13 protein-coding genes are annotated in these 16618 nt (G+C 72.0%); 11 read left to right on the plus strand and 2 right to left on the minus strand.

Translation table 11 applies throughout. The features are described 5' to 3' along the window. The first annotated feature begins 106 nt into the window (after positions 1–106). The 3 genes from V6V89_RS12170 to V6V89_RS12180 all read left to right on the plus strand — a co-directional run bounded on the left by V6V89_RS12170 (position 107) and on the right by V6V89_RS12180 (position 4896). Positions 107–1138, plus strand: coding sequence for a hypothetical protein (locus V6V89_RS12170; protein WP_334619152.1), 1032 nt, complete (start codon positions 107–109; stop codon positions 1136–1138). 16 nt (positions 1139–1154) lie between these two features. Continuing rightward, positions 1155–3935 (plus strand): DEAD/DEAH box helicase, encoded by a 2781-nt coding sequence (locus V6V89_RS12175; protein WP_334619153.1) that lies wholly within the window; start codon positions 1155–1157, stop codon positions 3933–3935. A gap of 97 nt (positions 3936–4032) precedes the next feature. After that, entirely contained in the window at positions 4033–4896 is an 864-nt protein-coding gene (locus V6V89_RS12180; protein ID WP_334619154.1) for an MHYT domain-containing protein, read from the plus strand. Positions 4897–5541: 645 nt separating this feature from the next. On the opposite strand, the gene V6V89_RS12185 is transcribed toward V6V89_RS12180, so the two are convergent. Further along, positions 5542–6483: a 5'-3' exonuclease gene (locus V6V89_RS12185; RefSeq protein WP_442935122.1), complete on the minus strand. Its 942-nt coding sequence runs from the start codon at positions 6481–6483 to the stop codon at positions 5542–5544. A gap of 288 nt (positions 6484–6771) precedes the next feature. Here V6V89_RS12185 and V6V89_RS12190 point away from each other — a divergent pair, with 288 nt between their 5' ends. From V6V89_RS12190 to V6V89_RS12225, 8 genes are all read left to right on the plus strand, one after another. Beyond that, positions 6772–7983 (plus strand): glycosyltransferase, encoded by a 1212-nt coding sequence (locus V6V89_RS12190; RefSeq protein WP_334619155.1) that lies wholly within the window; start codon positions 6772–6774, stop codon positions 7981–7983. Further along, positions 7976–9430, plus strand: a complete 1455-nt coding sequence (locus V6V89_RS12195; protein ID WP_334619156.1) for a lipopolysaccharide biosynthesis protein — start codon at positions 7976–7978, stop codon at positions 9428–9430. The genes V6V89_RS12190 and V6V89_RS12195 overlap by 8 nt, the downstream gene beginning before the upstream one ends. A 44-nt stretch (positions 9431–9474) precedes the next feature. Further along, on the plus strand, positions 9475–10989 hold the full coding sequence (locus tag V6V89_RS12200; protein WP_334619157.1) for an O-antigen ligase family protein: 1515 nt from the start codon (positions 9475–9477) through the stop codon (positions 10987–10989). Further along, entirely contained in the window at positions 10982–12025 is a 1044-nt protein-coding gene (locus V6V89_RS12205; RefSeq protein WP_334619158.1) for a Gfo/Idh/MocA family protein, read from the plus strand. The genes V6V89_RS12200 and V6V89_RS12205 overlap by 8 nt, the downstream gene beginning before the upstream one ends. Next, on the plus strand, positions 12022–12663 hold the full coding sequence (locus tag V6V89_RS12210; protein WP_334619159.1) for an acyltransferase: 642 nt from the start codon (positions 12022–12024) through the stop codon (positions 12661–12663). The genes V6V89_RS12205 and V6V89_RS12210 overlap by 4 nt, the downstream gene beginning before the upstream one ends. Continuing rightward, positions 12660–13775: a DegT/DnrJ/EryC1/StrS family aminotransferase gene (locus tag V6V89_RS12215; RefSeq protein WP_334619160.1), complete on the plus strand. Its 1116-nt coding sequence runs from the start codon at positions 12660–12662 to the stop codon at positions 13773–13775. The genes V6V89_RS12210 and V6V89_RS12215 overlap by 4 nt, the downstream gene beginning before the upstream one ends. Next, on the plus strand, positions 13772–14740 hold the full coding sequence (locus tag V6V89_RS12220) for a glycosyltransferase family 4 protein (protein WP_334619161.1): 969 nt from the start codon (positions 13772–13774) through the stop codon (positions 14738–14740). Before V6V89_RS12215 ends, V6V89_RS12220 begins: the two co-directional genes overlap by 4 nt. A gap of 101 nt (positions 14741–14841) precedes the next feature. Next, positions 14842–15459, plus strand: coding sequence for an FKBP-type peptidyl-prolyl cis-trans isomerase (locus V6V89_RS12225; protein ID WP_442935125.1), 618 nt, complete (start codon positions 14842–14844; stop codon positions 15457–15459). A 13-nt stretch (positions 15460–15472) separates the two neighbouring features. Here V6V89_RS12225 and V6V89_RS12230 read toward each other — a convergent pair whose 3' ends face one another. Next, the gene (locus V6V89_RS12230; RefSeq protein ID WP_442935126.1) at positions 15473–16564 is read right to left on the minus strand and encodes a nitroreductase family protein; all 1092 of its coding nucleotides are present in this window, start codon (positions 16562–16564) and stop codon (positions 15473–15475) included. Between the last annotated feature and the right edge of the window lie 54 nt (positions 16565–16618).

The following is a 16618-nucleotide window of genomic DNA, read 5'->3' on the forward strand; positions in this document are numbered from 1 at the left end:
CGCTCACTCCGCGAGAGCGCACGCACACACCGGGGAGGGGTCGTTGCGCGGGTGGTGGAGGAAGGCCCGCCTCCGGCTTCGCCGGCGGGCACGGCGCCTGGTGGGCGTGCTGATACTGCTGGTCTTCGCCGCGATCCTCCTGCTATGGGCCCGGCTCACCACAGGCTTCAACAGCGACCTGCTGCTCAACATCGGCGCCGCCGTGGTGATGGTCGCCCTGTCGTACGCCGTCTTCGACCCCATCTTCGAGGAGCTGCGCCGGTCACGGGTCGAGGAGCACCCGAGCTTCGACCACGACGAGTTCAGCGGGCACGTGGCGGGCGCGTCCGACCTGGTCACGGTCATGGACACCGGCATGCACATGCTGGAGGGCACGAGCCGCGGGCGGTTTCTGGAGGCGGTGCGCATGGCGCTGGGCAACGGCGCGACGGTACGCGTGCTGCTGCTCGACCCGGACTCGGCGGCCGCCTCGCAGCGGGCCGAGGAGATCCGGCCGGTTGACGTGCGCCGAGTCATCCAGGACAACCTGCGGCACCTGTACGAGTTCGCCCTCACGCTGTCTCCCGCGCACCAGGCCCGGTTCCAGGTGCGCATCTACGACGCGTCGCCGTCGATCCAGATGTTCCGCTGGGACGACAAGGCGCTCATCTCGTTCTTCCCGATCGGCGTGCGGGCGTCCGCGTCGCCGCACCTGGAGGTGTACCTGGAGAGCCCGCTCGGCGAGTTCGTCCAGGGCCGCTTCGACGACCTGTGGCGGCACGCCAGCACGCGCCCGCTCAGCGACTACGTCGCGGTGCCGGTGACCGTCTTTCACCGCGACACCCCCCTGCGCAGCTGTGGTGTCCACTTCGTCCTCGTCGAGGGCGCCTGGTTCATCGACGGCGCGCCCATGGTCGACCAGCTCACCGACCACGGCACCGGGCGGCTCGACATCGTCAGCGCGCGCCCGCTCAGCATCGACGGGCGGATCGGGCGGAACTTCCGGCTGGCGCGTGTCGACGGCGACTCGGTGCCCGACCGCGACAGCGTGCTGCGGATGTTCGACGCCAAGTACGGGCCGCGCCAGCTCGACGGTCCGGGCCGCGCGCGGCTCGCCATGCGGCTCGTGCCCCGCCGCGAGGAATATGGGCTGACGTAGCAGATAACCTTGCAGCATGAATCCGGGCACCCCGCGGTCAGGGGAGCAAGTCAGCCCCGCCGAGCGGTACGCCGCGGCGCGCCGCCGGGCCGCCCAGGCCGCCACGTTTCCCGCCCTGGACGAGCTCGCTCCGGCGCTCGGCTTCGACCTCGACGACTTCCAGCGCGAAGCCTGTGAGGCCCTGGAGCGGGGCAGCGGCGTCCTGGTGTGCGCGCCGACCGGTGCCGGCAAGACCGTGGTCGGCGAGTTCGCGGTGCACCTGGCCCTGTCGTCACAGACCCGGCGCAAGTGCTTCTACACCACGCCGATCAAGGCGCTGTCCAACCAGAAATACCACGACCTGGTGCAGCGGTACGGCGCGGAGCGGGTAGGCCTGCTCACCGGCGACAACGCGATCAACGGCGACGCGCCCGTGGTCGTGATGACGACCGAGGTCCTGCGCAACATGCTGTACGCCGGCTCGACCACCCTGGAGGGCCTCGCCTACGTGGTCATGGACGAGGTGCACTACCTCGCCGACCGCTTCCGCGGCGCGGTCTGGGAAGAGGTGATCATCCATCTGCCGGCCTCGGTGACCCTCGTGTCGCTGTCCGCCACCGTCTCCAACGCGGAGGAGTTCGCCGACTGGCTGGTCACCGTGCGGGGCGAGACGTCCGTGGTGGTCAGCGAGCACCGGCCGGTGCCGCTGTGGCAGCACATGCTGGTCGGCAAGCGCATGTTCGATCTGTTCCACGACGCCGACGCGGCCCGCAAGCACGACGTGCACCCCGAGCTGCTGCGCTACACCCGCGAGACGCTGCGCCGGCTGGAGATGACCGATGGTTACAACCCGGCGTGGGGACGCGGCCGCCGGGGCCGGCGCTGGCGGCCGCCGCTGCGCGCCGACGTCGTCGAACGCCTCGACCGCGAGGGCCTGCTCCCCGCGATCCTGTTCATCTTCAGCCGCGCCGGCTGCGACGCCGCCGTCCAGCAGTGCCTCCAGGCCGGTCTGCGCCTCACCACACCCGAGGAGCGCGCCGAGATCCGCCGGGTCGTCGAGGGCCGCATGGTCGCGTTCTCCGGCGAAGACCTGTCGGTGCTCGGGTACTGGGAGTGGCTCGACGGGCTCGAGCGGGGGCTCGCTGCACACCACGCGGGCCTGCTGCCGGCGTTCAAGGAGGTCGTCGAGGAGCTCTTCGTCCGCGGCCTGGTCAAGGCGGTGTTCGCGACCGAGACGCTGGCGCTCGGCATCAACATGCCGGCCCGCTGTGTCGTGCTCGAACGCCTGGTCAAGTTCAACGGCGAGGCGCACGTCGACCTGACGCCGGGGGAGTACACCCAGCTCACCGGCCGGGCCGGGCGGCGCGGCATCGACATCGAGGGCCACGCGGTGGTCGTGTGGGCGCCCGAGGTCGACCCGCGGCACGTCGCGGGCCTGGCCTCGACCCGCACGTACCCGCTGCGGTCCAGCTTCCGCCCGTCGTACAACATGGCCGCCAACCTGGTCGGCACCGTGGGCACCGACCGCGCGCGCGAGCTGCTGGAGTCGTCGTTCGCCCAGTTCCAGGCGGACCGGTCGGTGGTCGGCCTCGCGCGGCAGGTGCAGCGCAACCAGGAGACCGCCGAGGCGTACGGCAAGGAGGTGCGCTGCCACCACGGCGACTTCGACGAGTACTTCGCCATTCGCGTGGCCATCGCCGAGCGCGAGCGGGCGCTCGCGAAGCAGGGCACCAGCCAGCGCCGCGCGGAGGCGGTGCGGTCGCTGGAGCGCCTCCGCGTCGGTGACGTCATTCGAGTACCGTCGGGCCGGCGCGCCGGGCTCGCGGTGGTTCTCGAGGCGGGCGCCGCTGGCTTCGGTGAGCCGCGACCGCTGGTGCTGACCCAGGACCGCTGGGCCGGTCGGGTGTCACCCGCCGACTTCAGCGCTCCCGCCGAGGTGCTGGCGCGTGTCCGCGTACCCAAGAATTTCAACCACCGCGCGCCGGCGGCGCGCCGCGACCTGGCGTCGGCGGTGACCGCGACCGGTCTTGACCGGAATGCCGGGCGGCGCAACAAGTCTCGCGGCAACGGTGAGGATCACGAGCTGGCCCTGCTGCGCATCCAGCTGCGGCAGCACCCCTGCCACGCGTGCGATGAGAAGGAGGAGCACGCCCGCTGGGCGGAGCGCCGGCACCGGCTCCAGCGCGACACCGAGCAGCTCCGCGACAAGGTCGCCGGCCGCACGGGCTCGCTGGCCCGTACGTTCGACAACGTCTGCGACCTGCTGGCCACGCGTGGATACCTGACGCCCGAGGGCGACGTGACCGACGCCGGCCGCATGCTCGCGCGGATCTGGACCGAGGCCGATCTGCTGGTCGCCGAGTGCCTGCGGCGCGGCGTCTGGGACGGCCTGTCACCGTCCGAGCTGGCCGCGGCCGTGTCGGTGGTGCTGTACGAGGCGCGGCGCGAGGCCGACGAGCGGGCGTCGGTACCGCGCGGGCCCGTCTCCGACGCCGTCGACGCCACCCTCAAGATCTGGGCCGAGCTGGAAGCCGACGAGGCCGCCCGCGGCCTTGATCTGACCCGCGAGCCCGACCTCGGGTTCGTGTGGCCGATCTTCCGATGGGCGCGCGGCGAGGATCTCGCCAAGGTGCTCGCGAGCGGCCACAATCTCGACGGCGAGATGCCGGCCGGTGACTTTGTGCGATGGGCTCGCCAGGTGGTCGACCTTCTCGGTCAACTGACCGACGCGGCCGCTGCGTCGCCCGGCGTGCGCGATACAGCACGCGCGGCGATGACCGCCGTCAATCGCGGTGTGCTTGCCTACAATTCAGTCTGACTTTTAGCCGTTCGCCCCTTGCAGAACTATCTTCGTCCGTAAATGATCGCGGACGCGAACCGTCTTCGTATCTTCGGGCGGAACACTGGGGGGACCTGTGGCGGAGATTCATCACTTTGAGTATGGCCTGATAACGCCCAGTCTCAGCTACGCGCTGTCGGTGCTGGGGTCGCTGCTCGGCCTGACCTGCGCGGTCCGGGTGCGGGAGGCGCACTCGTCGGCGCAGCGGGCCTGGTTCCTGATGCTCGCCGCGTGGGCGATCGGCGGCACCGCGATCTGGAGCATGCACTTCATGGCGATGCTCGGGTTCTCGGTCGTCGGCCAGCGCATCCGGTACGACGTGGCGCTTACCGCCGCCAGCGCGATCATCGCCGTCGTAGTGGTCGGCATCGGGCTGTTCATCGTCGGCATGGGCCGGCCCTCGATCGTGAAAATCCTCTTCGGTGGGCTCTTCGCCGGGCTCGGCGTGGCCGCGATGCACTACACCGGCATGGCCGCCATGCGGGTCGACGCCGACATCGCGTACGACCCCACCCGCGTCACACTGTCAGTGGTGATCGCCGTGGTCGCCGCGTGCGTGGCGTTGTGGCTGGTCGTCAACGTCAAGGGCGTACTGGCGATTATCGCGTCCGCCCTGGTCATGGGCGTCGCCGTCAACGGCATGCACTTCACCGGCATGTCCTCGATGTCCGCCCACCTCCACGACCAGCCCGGCGACCCGACCGGCGCCACCGCCTCCAACCTGCTCGTACCGATCATCCTCGCGGTGATCCTCGTGGTGATAGCGCTGATATACGCCGTGATGGCCGCCCCGACCGAAGACGACAGGGCCGGCGCCGCCTACCTGGACGCCCGCATCGCCGACCGCGAAAAGGACCAGCCCGAGGTGACTCCGCCGCCAAACGGCTTCACCCCCCGCCCCCGCCGCACCACAACCTCCTACACCCCGCGCCGCCGCTAACCGCTCAACCCCCACGTCCCGCCCCACCCCACCCCGCCCCACCCCATCCCGCGCCGCGCCGTCCGCCCGCGCCGTCCGCCCGCGCCGTCCGCCCGCGCCGGTCCGCGCGGGGCGCGCTCCCCTCCGTCGATCAAGGGCAAATGCGCGTGGTTCGATCTCAAAACCACGTGCATTTGCCCTTGATCCATGCAAAAGCCCTTGATCGCCGCAGGTCCTGCGCTCGATAGTGCGGACGCCGCTGTGGGCGATCCACGCGTCCTCCGGCGAACCCCGCACTGTTCGTCGATCAAGGGCAAACGCACGCGGTTCGATCTCCTTTTCACGTGCATTTGCCCTTGATCGATGGACTTAGCCTTGATCGACGCCGACGCCGACGCCGACGCCGACGCCGACGCCGACGCCGACGCCGACGCCGCGCTGAACGCGCCGCGCTGAACGCGCCGCGCTGAACGCGCCGCGCTGAACGCGCCGCGCTGAACGCGCCGCGCTGAACGCGCCGCGCTGAACGCGCCGCGCTGAACGCGCCGCGCTGAACGGGCGCCAAGGGCCGCAGGGCCTAAGAGGCTAGCCTCCTAGGACGCTCTAGCGGTGGTGATGCACCGCCCGAACGGCAACCGACCTCGCCGAAGGCGGGTGGGGCGTGGGCTAGCGGGGGAGGGCGTCGACCAGGCGGCGGCAGGGGCCGGCCAGGTTCCACTTCTCGGCCAGGGCCAGCAGGCGGTCGCCGTCCGCGGGGGCGGACGGTAGCGCCGTGTCAAGGTCGAGGAGTGGGATGTCGCGGGCCACGCGAACCACCTTTGGCGCGACGGCCAGGTAGTCGCGGGCGGCGAGGAGCTTGGCCCGCAGACCGGGCGCGAAGCCGGATGCCGGGTCGTCGAGCGCGGCCACGATGCCGTCGAGCGTGCCGTACCGGCTGACCAGGCGTGCGGCCGTCTTTTCGCCGACGCCAGGCACGCCGGGCAGCCCGTCACTGGGGTCGCCGCGCAGGGCCGCGAAGTCCGCGTACGCCGCCGCCGGCACGCCGTACTTGGCGCGTACCGCCGCGTCGTCGCAGTCTTCGAGTTTGGCGACGCCTCGGCCGCAGTACAGCAGGCGGACGGGCTTGGCGTCGTCGATGAGCTGGAACAGGTCGCGGTCGCCGGACGCCACTTCGACCGGGCCGGGCTGGGTGGTGGCGAGGGTGCCCAGAACGTCGTCGGCTTCGTATCCGGGCGCGTCGATCGCGGGGATGCCGATCGCGGCGAGCATGTCGAGGATGAGCGGCACCTGGGGGACGAGGGTGTCGGGCACGACCTCTTCGCCGGGAGCGCCGCCCTCGGCGAGCCGGTGCGCCTTGTACGATGGCAGGAGCGCCACCCGCCAGGCCGGTCGCCAGTCGGCGTCGAACGCGCACACCAGCCTGTCGGCGCGACGGCTGCGGATGAGCGTGGCGAGCATGTCGAGGAAGCCGCGCACCGCGTTGACCGGGGAGCCGTCGGGGGCTCGCGCGGCCGACTCGGGGATGCCGAAGTAGGCCCGGAAGTACAGGCTCGGCGCGTCCACCAGGAGCAGCGTCATGCCCAACAGCCTGTCACACACCCCCGACATCCCGCCCGGCCGCGCCTAGCGCGGCGGTGACCCGCGCCGCGCGAGCCCGATGTCGTCGATCGAGGAGATCCGCATCGATCAAGGGCAAATACACGCGGAAATGAGATCGAACCACGTGCATTTGCCCTTGATCGGCGGGAAGGGAGCGGCGGGGGGAAGGGGCGGGGGGAGGGGGCCGGCGGGGTTGGTTACCGGCATATGTCGGCGGAGGGTACGCGGAGCGAAAGGTTGGCGGATCTACCGCGCGAGCGGGTCAACACCCCTGTTCTGGTGCTTATTGTCGCTGCCGTGACCTTGCCGGTGACCGAGATCCCTGCCCCCGCGCTGCCCCAGCGGACCCGTCCGTTGCGCGTCGGGATGGTGGTGGTGAGCGAGTACGAGTCTGACCCACGGGTACGCCGCCAGGCCGAGGCGTTGGTAGCGCGCGGCGACGAGGTGACCGTCCTGGCCCTCGACGCGCCCGGCCGCCCGGAGGTGGACATTGTGGACGGTGTGCGCGTCGTGCACCTGCCCACCCGAAAGTACCGGGGCAGTTCCGCGAAGGCGTACCTGTCGCTGTACGGCGGTTTCGGTGCCCGGGCCGCGGCGTGGCTCAGCCGGCGTCCACGCGCTTTTGACGTGGTGCAGGCGCATTCGATGCCGGAGGCGCTGGTGTTCGCGGCCGCGGTGCCGAGGCTGTTCGGGGTGCCGGTGCTGCTGGACGTGCACGATCTGACGTCGAAGCTGTTCGCCTCGAAGTTCGCCGACCGGCGCAGGGTGCTGGCGGCCGTTTCGGCGTCGGAGAAGGCGTCGCTGCGGTTCGCCCGCGAGGTGCTGACGGTCCACGAGCCGTACGCGGACATGCTGCGTGACCTGACCCGCCGACCGGTGTCGGTGGTGATGAACTGCCCGGACGAGCGCCTGTTCGTGCCCCGCGAGCAACCGCGTGGCTGGAGCCCCGACGGCGAGGTGGTTTTCAGCTACCACGGCCTGATCGCGCCCCGGCACGGCCTGGTGGCGGCGACGGAGGCACTGGCCGCGATCCGCGGCGAGGTGCCGGGAGCGAGACTTCAGGTACGCGGCAGTGGCGACGGCCTCGACGAGCTGCGGCAACGCGTCGAGGCGCTCGGCGCAGACGTGGATCTGCCCACCCGTCTCTACCCGCTGCCCGAGATCGTCGCCGAGCTCGGCCGGGTCCACATCGGACTCGTGCCGAGCCAGCTCGACCCGTGGACGGACGGCGTTCTGCCCACCAAGCTCCTGGAGTACGCGAGCCTCGGCATCCCGGTCATCACGTTCCGGAACCCGGTCATCGCCCGCTACTTCCCGGAGGATTCGGTGCGGTACGTCGACCCGGCCACCCCGCAGACGCTCGCCGTGGCGATGCGCGACCTCGCCATGAACCCCGACAAGGCGCTGGCGCAGGCCCGGCGCGCCACCCAGGTGATGGCCGAGTTGCGCTGGAGCGAGCAGAAGAAGCACTACTTCGCCGTCATCGACCGCCTGGCGAAGCGTGCGTAGAACCCTGCTCACCATGGCGGGGCTGGTCGCGCTCGGCCTCACCCGGTTGCTGCACGGCGTACTGGTCAGCCGCGCCACCGACCACGAGACGTACGGCCTGGTGGGCTCGCTGATCGCGGTCACCACGATCGGCAGCCTGCTGCTTCCGGCGGGGCTGGCGAGCGCCGCGGCGAAGTTCATCCCGTACCAGCACGGGCGGGGCGACGGCCCTGCGGCGCGCGGTGTATTCCGCCTGGTGCTCCGAGTGGGATGGGTCGGTGCGATCGGGCTCGGCGTCGGGGCGGGGTGGGGCGCTCAGGTGGCATTTGACCTGCGGGTGCTCGACGCGATCCAGGTCGCCGCATTGTGCACCGCCTTTTCGATGTATTCGATCCTCAAGTCGGTGCTCTACGGGTTCGATCTCGTGTCCGGGTACACGAAGCTGGAGCTGGCCTGCTCGGCGCTGTCGCTGTCGGCGACGGCGCTGGTGGTGGCGCTCGGCTGGTCCGTCTATCTGCTGCCGCTGGCCGCCGGCTACGCGCTTTTCACCTTCGGCGCGTGGTGGCGGCTGCGGCCGGTGACGCGCGGCGCGGCGTCCGCGCCGGGCGGCGCGCTGCGCCGCGAGATGGCCGCGTTCATTGTGCTGGCCTGCGTCGGAACGTTGTGCTCGCAGGGCTTCCTGCAGGGCACGCAGCTGCTGGCAAACCGGTTTGCCGCACCGCGCGAGGTGGCGTATTTCGCGGCCGCGGTGACCCTGATCGCCCCGGTCTATTTCGTGCCGCGGGCGCTGGGCATCGTGCTCTTCCCGGCGATGGCGCGCGCTCACGGCGCTGGTGATGTGGGCGGCGTGCGCCGGCAGGCCGACCTGTCGACCAGGGCGCTGCTCGCGGTGCTCGCACCGATGGTCGCCGTCGCGCTACTGCTCGCGCCGGAGGTCCTGACCGTCTTTGGTGGTTCCGGGTATGCCGGCGGCGCCCCCGTGTTGCGGCTGATGCTGGCGGCCACCTACCTGGCGGTCGTGAGTGTCCCCGCGGTGAACGCGCTGTCGAGCGGCGCGCACGTGCGGGTGCCGGTGGCGTCGGCGGTGGTGGGGACGCTGACGGGGTTCGCGGTGGTGGCGTTGCTGGGCGGTGCCACCGGCGTCGGTCTGGGATACCTGTGCGGCACGGCGGTGACCGCCGGCGGGCCGTTCGTGACCGCGTGGCGGTTCCACGGGATGTTCTGGTCCGGGCCGGTGCTGCGCGGCGCGGGTGTCGTGGGTGGAGCGCTGCTCGCGTCCTGGTGGCTGCCGCGCGAGCCGGCGCTGGACGCGGCGGTCGCCGGCGTGGTCTTCGTGGCCGGCGTACTGGTGCTGTGTCGTGACCTGGTCACGCTGCGCCGCGGGCGCGGCGGGCGGCCGGACGATTCGGCGACCGGTCAGCCGGCCGTCGCCGGCAGTTCACCAACTGGTCGGGCGGGCGGCGTGTGATGGCTCGGTTGTCCAAGACGCAAGGAAGGGATTTCGGGGGGTTCATGCTGGCTGCACAACCGCGGATCGAGACTGCCGCGGCAGATGGACCACGCCCCGACGAACACCCCGGCGGGCGGCTGTCCCGGGTGCTCGGAGCATCGCTCGTGGCACTGCTCGGTGTGCTGCTCGTAGAGGTGCTGTTCGAGACCTGGGTGCAAACGCTGCTGGCGACTCCGTACGTCAACGACGAGGGCAACCTGATCGCCGAGGGGCCGGGCTGGCCCAAGCAGGTCAAGAACGGCCTGTACCTGACGCTGCTCGCGGTCACCTTGGTCAAGGTGCTGGTGGACCGGCGCTGGCGCGAGTTCCGCACCCCGGCCGACATCGCGTTGGCCGTGCTGGCGGGCGTGTTCGTGGTCGCCGGCTTCGTCGGCGGCTCACCGGTCAAGCTGATCGGCGAGGCGGCCTACGTCTACCTGCGCGGCGTCATCGTCTTCTACGCGTGGCGGGCGGCCGACCCGGACCGGCGGCGCACCAGGGCAGTGCTCGGTGTGGTCGCGGCGGTCGTGGGCCTCAACGCGCTGATCGCGATCTGGCAGACGATGGCGGGCCGGAGCTCGTACCAGCAGTTGGGCTGGGTCGACATGACCTGGGCCCGGATCAACCGCGCGCACGCGCTGCTCGACCACCCGAACCACCTCGGCCACTTCCTCGCCCTGGCGATGCTGGGCCTGTTCGCCTGGCTGATCACTCGGTCAGGTCCGGTCCGGTGGAAGTGGTGGGTCGCGTTCGGCGTGCTCGCCCTCGCCCTCTCCGCCACCCAGTCGCGCGAGTCGACGCTCGGCTTCGTCGCCGGCGCGGGCGTCATCTGCCTGCTGCGCCGCGGCCGCTGGCTCGCCGGCACGGCGGCGGTCACCCTCGTCGTCGGCTTCGCCGCCGCGCAGCTCGCCATCAGCCCGGAGAACCGGTCCGAGCTGAGCCGCCGGCTCGCGGGCGTGTTCAGCGCGCTGGACCTGCCAAGCGGCGCCGAGCGGGACGGCTTCTGCGTCGAGGGCAACGAGGGCTGCGACGAAGACGGCGGCAACCAGATCCCGCAGCGCGAGGTCCGCGTCCTGTACACGCAGCAGGGCGTCGAGCTGTGGCTGGCGCGGCCGATTCTCGGGTACGGCGTGGGCCAGTTCGGCGGGATCGTCGCGTACCAGCACGACCCGCTCTGGTACAAGGACGCGCGCTTCGGGCCGGACGGTTTCCGGCTGTACGGGTCGAACGAGAAGCAGGTCGACTCGTTCTGGCTGCACCTGCTCGTCGAGACCGGTGCCCTGGGCGCGCTGGCCTACCTGGTGTGGCTGACGCTGCTCATCGCGCCGATCGTGCGGGCGGCGTGGCGGCGACGGGAGGGCGCGCACCCGTTCCTGTACTGGGCGGCCGCCGCGATGACGTTCGCGGTGCTCGTGGCGTGCCTCGCCCCGTCGTTGGAGGACCCGCTGTTCCCGGCGCAGCTGTTCACGATCCTCGGCCTGGCGTGGGTGTGGCTGCGCCGCGAATCAACCACCACATTGGAGAAGGATCGTGACTGACGGCGTCGCACTCATCGGCTTCGGATACTGGGGGCCGAACCTCGCCCGTAACCTCCAGGCGCACGCCGGCCCGCGCTGGCGGTATCTGGTGGAGCTGAGCCCCGAGCGCCGCGCCAAGGCCACCGGCCTGTACCCGGGTGTGACCGTCACCGACGACCTCGCCGAGGTGCTCGCGGACCCGTCGGTGAGCGCGGTCGTCGTGGCGACCCCGGCGGCGACGCACGCGCCGCTGACCCGGCGCCTGCTGGAGGCGGGCAAGCACGTGCTGGTGGAGAAGCCGCTCGCGCTGTCCACACCGGACGCCATCGACCTGGCTGTGCGCGCCGACGACAGCGGCCTGACGCTGATGGTGGGGCACACCTTCGAGTACGTGCCGGCGGTGCGGCGGATGCGCGAGCTGGTCGAGGACGGCTCGATCGGCGACCTGCTGTACCTGCACTCGCAGCGGCTCAACCTGGGCCGCATCCAGAGCGACATCAACGCGTTCTGGTCGATCGGTCCGCACGACGTGTCGATCGCCAACTACCTCGTCGGCCAGCGTCCACAGTGGGCCGCGGCTGAGGGTGCCCGGTTCCTCAACGCCTCTGTCGAAGACGTCACGTTCGTCACCGTCGGGTACCCGGACGGCGTCCTCGCCCACATGCACGTGAGCTGGCTCGACCCGTCGAAGACCCGGCGCACCACGGTGGTCGGCAGCAAGCAGATGCTCGTGTACGACGACATGGACCCGGTGGCCAAGCTGCGCGTCTTCGACAAGGGCGCCGACCGGGTGTTCGAGGACGAGTACGGCGGCTGGCAGTACAAGCTGCGCGACGGGGTCATCCAGACGCCGGCGCTGGAGGAGGTCGAGCCGCTCGCGGCCGAGCTGCGGCACTTCCTGCACTGCGTCGACACCGGTGCGCGGCCCCGCACCGACGGCTGGAACGGCGTCGACGTGGTCGCGGTGCTGGAGGCCGTCAACGCGTCGCTGCGGGCCGGCGGAGCGCAGGTGGCGGTGCGCGCCCCGCTGGTGGCGGCTGCGGGAGGCGGCGCGTGACCGTCAGCCCGCTGGCTGTCGTCGCCGACGGGGTCCGGTTGGGTGTGGGCACCGCCGTCGAGGAGTTCTGCGTCGTCGGCAGGTCCGGTCCGGCCGGCGTCAAGACCGAGCTGGGTGACGGCACCACGCTGCGCAGCCACACCGTCGTGTACGCGGGCGTGCGCACCGGCGACCGATTCCAGACCGGGCACCACACCCTGGTCCGCGAGCACACCACGGTCGGCGACGACGTGTCGGTGGGCTCGATGTCGGTGCTGGAGCACAGCGTCACGGTCGGCCACCGGGTGCGGGTGCACTCGCACTGCTTCGTGCCCGAGTACTCGGTGCTGGAAGACGACGCGTGGCTGGGCCCGCGGGTCACGCTGACGAACGCGCCGTTCCCGCGCTGCCCCGACGTGTCCCGCTGCCTGCGTGGCGTCCATATCGGCCGCGCGGCCCGGATCGGTGCCAACGTCACCGTCCTGCCCGGCGTCCACATCGGAGAGCGGGCGCTGATCGGCGCCGGCGCGGTCGTCACCAAGGACGTCGCGCCGGGCGCGGTCGTGGTCGGCGCCGCCGCCCGCCCCGTGAAGACCATCGACGACCTGCTGTGCCCGGCTGGGCTCGACCACCGTCCCTACCCATTGGAGACCCCGTGAACGTCCCGCTCGTCGACGTGAAGGCCGCGTATCTGCGGCACAAGGACGCCATCGACGCCGCCATGCGCGACGTCGTGGAGTCAACCGCGTTCATCCAGGGACCGCGGCTGCGGGCTTTCGAAGAGGCGTTCGCGGTGTTCTGCGGCACCCGGCACGCGATCGGCGTCGGCTCTGGCACGGCGGCCCTGCACCTGGCGCTCGCCGCGGCCGGTGTGGGCGCGGGCGACGAGGTCGCGGTGCCGGCGCACTCGTTCATCGCCACCATCGAGCCGGTGAGCTGGCTGGGCGCCAAGCCGCGGTTCGTCGAGATCGACCCGCTGACCGGTGCGATGGACCCGGCCGCGCTCAAGAACGTCGTCGACGGCGTGCGCGCGGTGCTGCCGGTGCACATCCACGGCCGACCCGCCGACATGGAGCAGATCGGCGCGATCGCCGCCGACGCCGGGGTACCGGTCATCGAGGACGCCGCCCAGGCGCACGGCGCCGAGATCACGCGGGCCGACGGCACCGTCGTACGGGCCGGCGGGTACGGGCTCGCTGGCTGCTTCTCCTTCTATCCCGGCAAGAACCTGGGCGCCTTCGGCGACGCCGGCGCCATCACCACCAACGACGACGACTTCGCCGCCGCCGTGCGCCGCCTGCGCGACCACGGGAGGACCTCCAAGTACGAGCACGAGATCATCGGGTACGCCCACCGCATGGACACGCTCCAGGCGGCGGTGCTGCACGCCAAGCTCGGCACCCTGGACGCCGACAACCAGCGGCGCGCCGAGCTGGTGGCCGGCTACGAGTCTGCCCTGGCCGGCGTCGGCGACCTGTGGTTCCCGCCGGAAACTCCGGGCCGGCACAGCGTCTACCACCACGCGCTGGTGCGCACCGCCCACCGCGACGCGCTGCTGGCGTTCCTCTCCGAGCGGGGCATCGGCGCCGGCGTGCACTACCCGGTGCCGCTGCACCTGCAGCCGGCTTACGAGTTCCTCGGCTTCCAGCGCGGCGACCTGCCGGCCACCGAGGCGTGGGCCGACCAGTGCCTGTCGCTGCCGCTGTACCCGGAGCTGACCTCCTCCCAGCACGCGGCGGTTGTCGCGGCGGTGACCGACTTCTTCGCATGAGGATCCTGGCGGTCACGAACCTGTGGCCGGAGCCGGGCAGCTTCCGCGGCGTGTTCGTGGCCGAGCAGGTGGCGGGACTGCGCCGGCTCGGCCACGAGGTCGACGTGGAGGTGGTGGCGCAGGCTCGCGGCACCAAGGACTACCTGCTCGCCGCGCCCCGGGTGGCCAGGCGCGCGAGGTCCGGCCAGTACGACCTCGTGCACGTCCACTATGGACTGACCGCGCTCTCCGCCCGGCTCGTCGGTGCGTTGCCGACCGTGCTGTCGCTGTACGGCAGCGACGTCAACACACCCTGGCAGGCGCGGGTCACCAAGCTCTTCGACGGCCGCCCGGCGGCCCGCGTGTACCCGTCACGGCGGCTCGTCGACGCGGCCGGCGACCCAGCCGGGATCGTCGTGCCCAACGGCGTCGACTTCGACCTCTTCCAGCCACCGTCCGAACAGGAGCGTGCGGCGGCGCGCGCGGCGCTCGGGTTTGGGCCGGACGACAAGGTGCTGCTCTTCGGCGCCGCGCCCGACAACCCCGTCAAGCAGTACGACCTGTACGAGGACGTGCTGGAGGCCCTTGTCGCGCAAGGGGTCGCGGCGCGCGAGCTGGTCCTGCCCGGCCCTGGCCAGACCCGCGCGGACGTCGTACCCAAGTTCGCCGCCGCCGACGTCCTGCTGGTCACCTCGCGCCAGGGCACCGAGAGCGGCCCCTTGGTGGTCAAGGAGGCCGCCGCGATGGGCCTGCCCGTGGTGAGCGTGGACGTCGGCGACGCCGCCGAGGTGCTGGCCGGCGTCACCCCGAGCGCGGTCGTCCCGTTCCCCGCGCGGCGGGATGATCTGGTGGCCGACCTGGTGTGGGCGGCGGCCGAGGTCCTGGCTGCAGGCGCTCGGAGCGACGGCCGCTCAAAGCTCGGTGAATACTCTCAGGACGCCGTGATAGCCCGCCTCGCGGCGGTGTACGAGTCCGTGGTGGGCTGATCCCATCGGGTGGGGCCGCGGCGTCCAGGCGCGCCGGGTACGGTGTGCGGAGTTTTGTGACCGACCCAGGAGGACCCGGCGTGACCAGCAACCAGCCGCGCATGACCAAGTCCGAGCGGCGGGCGGCCGCCAAGGCCGCCGCGGCGAAGGCCGCCGAGCGCAAGCGCCGCAACCAGGCGATCGCCGGCGCCGCGGCCGGTCTCGCCGCGATCGCGGTCATCGTCGTGGTGTTCGCACTGGTCAGAGGCGGCGACAGCGACGGTACGGCGTCGCCCGCGCTGACCACCACGCCGGGCGAAAGCGCCTCGCCCACCGCCGCCCCGTTCCCGCCGTTGCCCGCCGGCGCCGACCCGGCGCTCGGGGAGAAGCCCGTGGTGAAGGCCGGCACCGGCGACCTGACCAAGCTCAAGGTCACGACGCTCATCGAGGGCACCGGCCCGGCCGCCGCGCAGGGTCAGCAGGTCACGGTCAACTATGTCGGCGTCACCTACAAGACAGGTGAGGAGTTCGACGCGTCCTGGAAGCGTCAAGAGGCCTTCACGTTCCAGCTCGGCCAGGGTGGCGTGATCCCGGGCTGGGACCAGGGGCTCGCTGGGGTCAAGGTGGGCAGCCGCGTGCAGCTCGACATCCCCTCTGACCTGGCGTACGGCGACAACCCGGGCCAAGGCCGGCCGGGCGGCGCCCTGCGCTTCGTCGTCGACCTTCTGGGCGCCCAGTAGCGCCCTGATCACGCTATGGGCCGTCGGTGACCTCGTCGGGGGAGCGGCGGGGTGTCGGGCGGCCCGGCTGGCCGTACCCGATGCGCAGCACCATCTGCGGCACCCCGAACCGGCCGAGCGCGCGCCGCAGCTGCTCGCGGGCGCCGCTCACCTCGATGGGTTGCGAGATCATCGAGGCGGTCAGCTCGGCGTTGGTGGCGGTGAGCAGCATCCGTTGCAGCGCCTGGCCGGCGGTGATCTGGTCGGTGGCGCTGTCGCCGGCCGTACCGATCACGGCGACCAGCGGTTCGGGCTCGACCTCGCCGCCGCGCCCGCCGTCCCAGCTCGGCCCGCTGTTGCCGCCGCGCCCGCCGTCGCGACCACGCCCGCCGTGCGGGTCGTTCCGGTCCGAAGTGGCATCCCAGCCGGGACCGCCGTTCGCTCCTCGCGTGGCGGTGAGGGGGCGCGCCTGGAGGGGGATGGCGGTGGGCGCGCGGTGCCTCATCGGCAGCAGCTCGTCCGGGGCGGCGACCGGCCCGCCCACGGCCGCGGGCACCCCGTCGTGGGCCGGCCCGTGCCGGGTCCACCGGGAGATCTCCGCGCGCTGCTCCGGATCGCGTTGAAGAGCTCGGTGCGCATTGTGCGCGAGCTCTCCGAGCGCGCTCACCCCGGATGCTCCGATCACCAGCTCGACCCACGCGCCCTCGGCGCGCGCCGCCTCGACCAGGCGCCAGCGGGCGTCGAGCGGCACCGGGTCGGGCAAGAACGGCGCCCGGTTGCTGTGCCGTAGCCGCACCGCCGCGAACAACGCGTGCTCGTGCGGCGCGGCGGCGCGGTACCGGTCGGGCTCCAGGCGCGCCACCACGTGGGGCTCGTCCGGATGCGGTAGCAGCCGCACCCGGGGGACGATGCCGGCGGCGGCCAGCGCCAGCCGGAGGTTGAAGGTGGCCGCCCCGCACGCCAGGTACGCGGCCCAGTCGGAGAGCCGGCGGTCATGGTCGGCGTACACCTCGATGCCGCCGTCACGGAGCCGGAACCGCCACGGCTGGCTGTTGTGCTGCGACGGCGCGTGCACCGCGGCCGCCACCGCGCAGCGCAGATCGTCGGCCGTGAATCCGGTCGTGATCGCCGTCATCCGTCCCACCCTCCGTGCCGGGCCACCCGGCGGACAGGGCCGAAG

The organism is Micromonospora sp. CPCC 206061 (assembly GCF_036906915.1).
Lineage (GTDB): Bacteria > Actinomycetota > Actinomycetes > Mycobacteriales > Micromonosporaceae > Phytohabitans.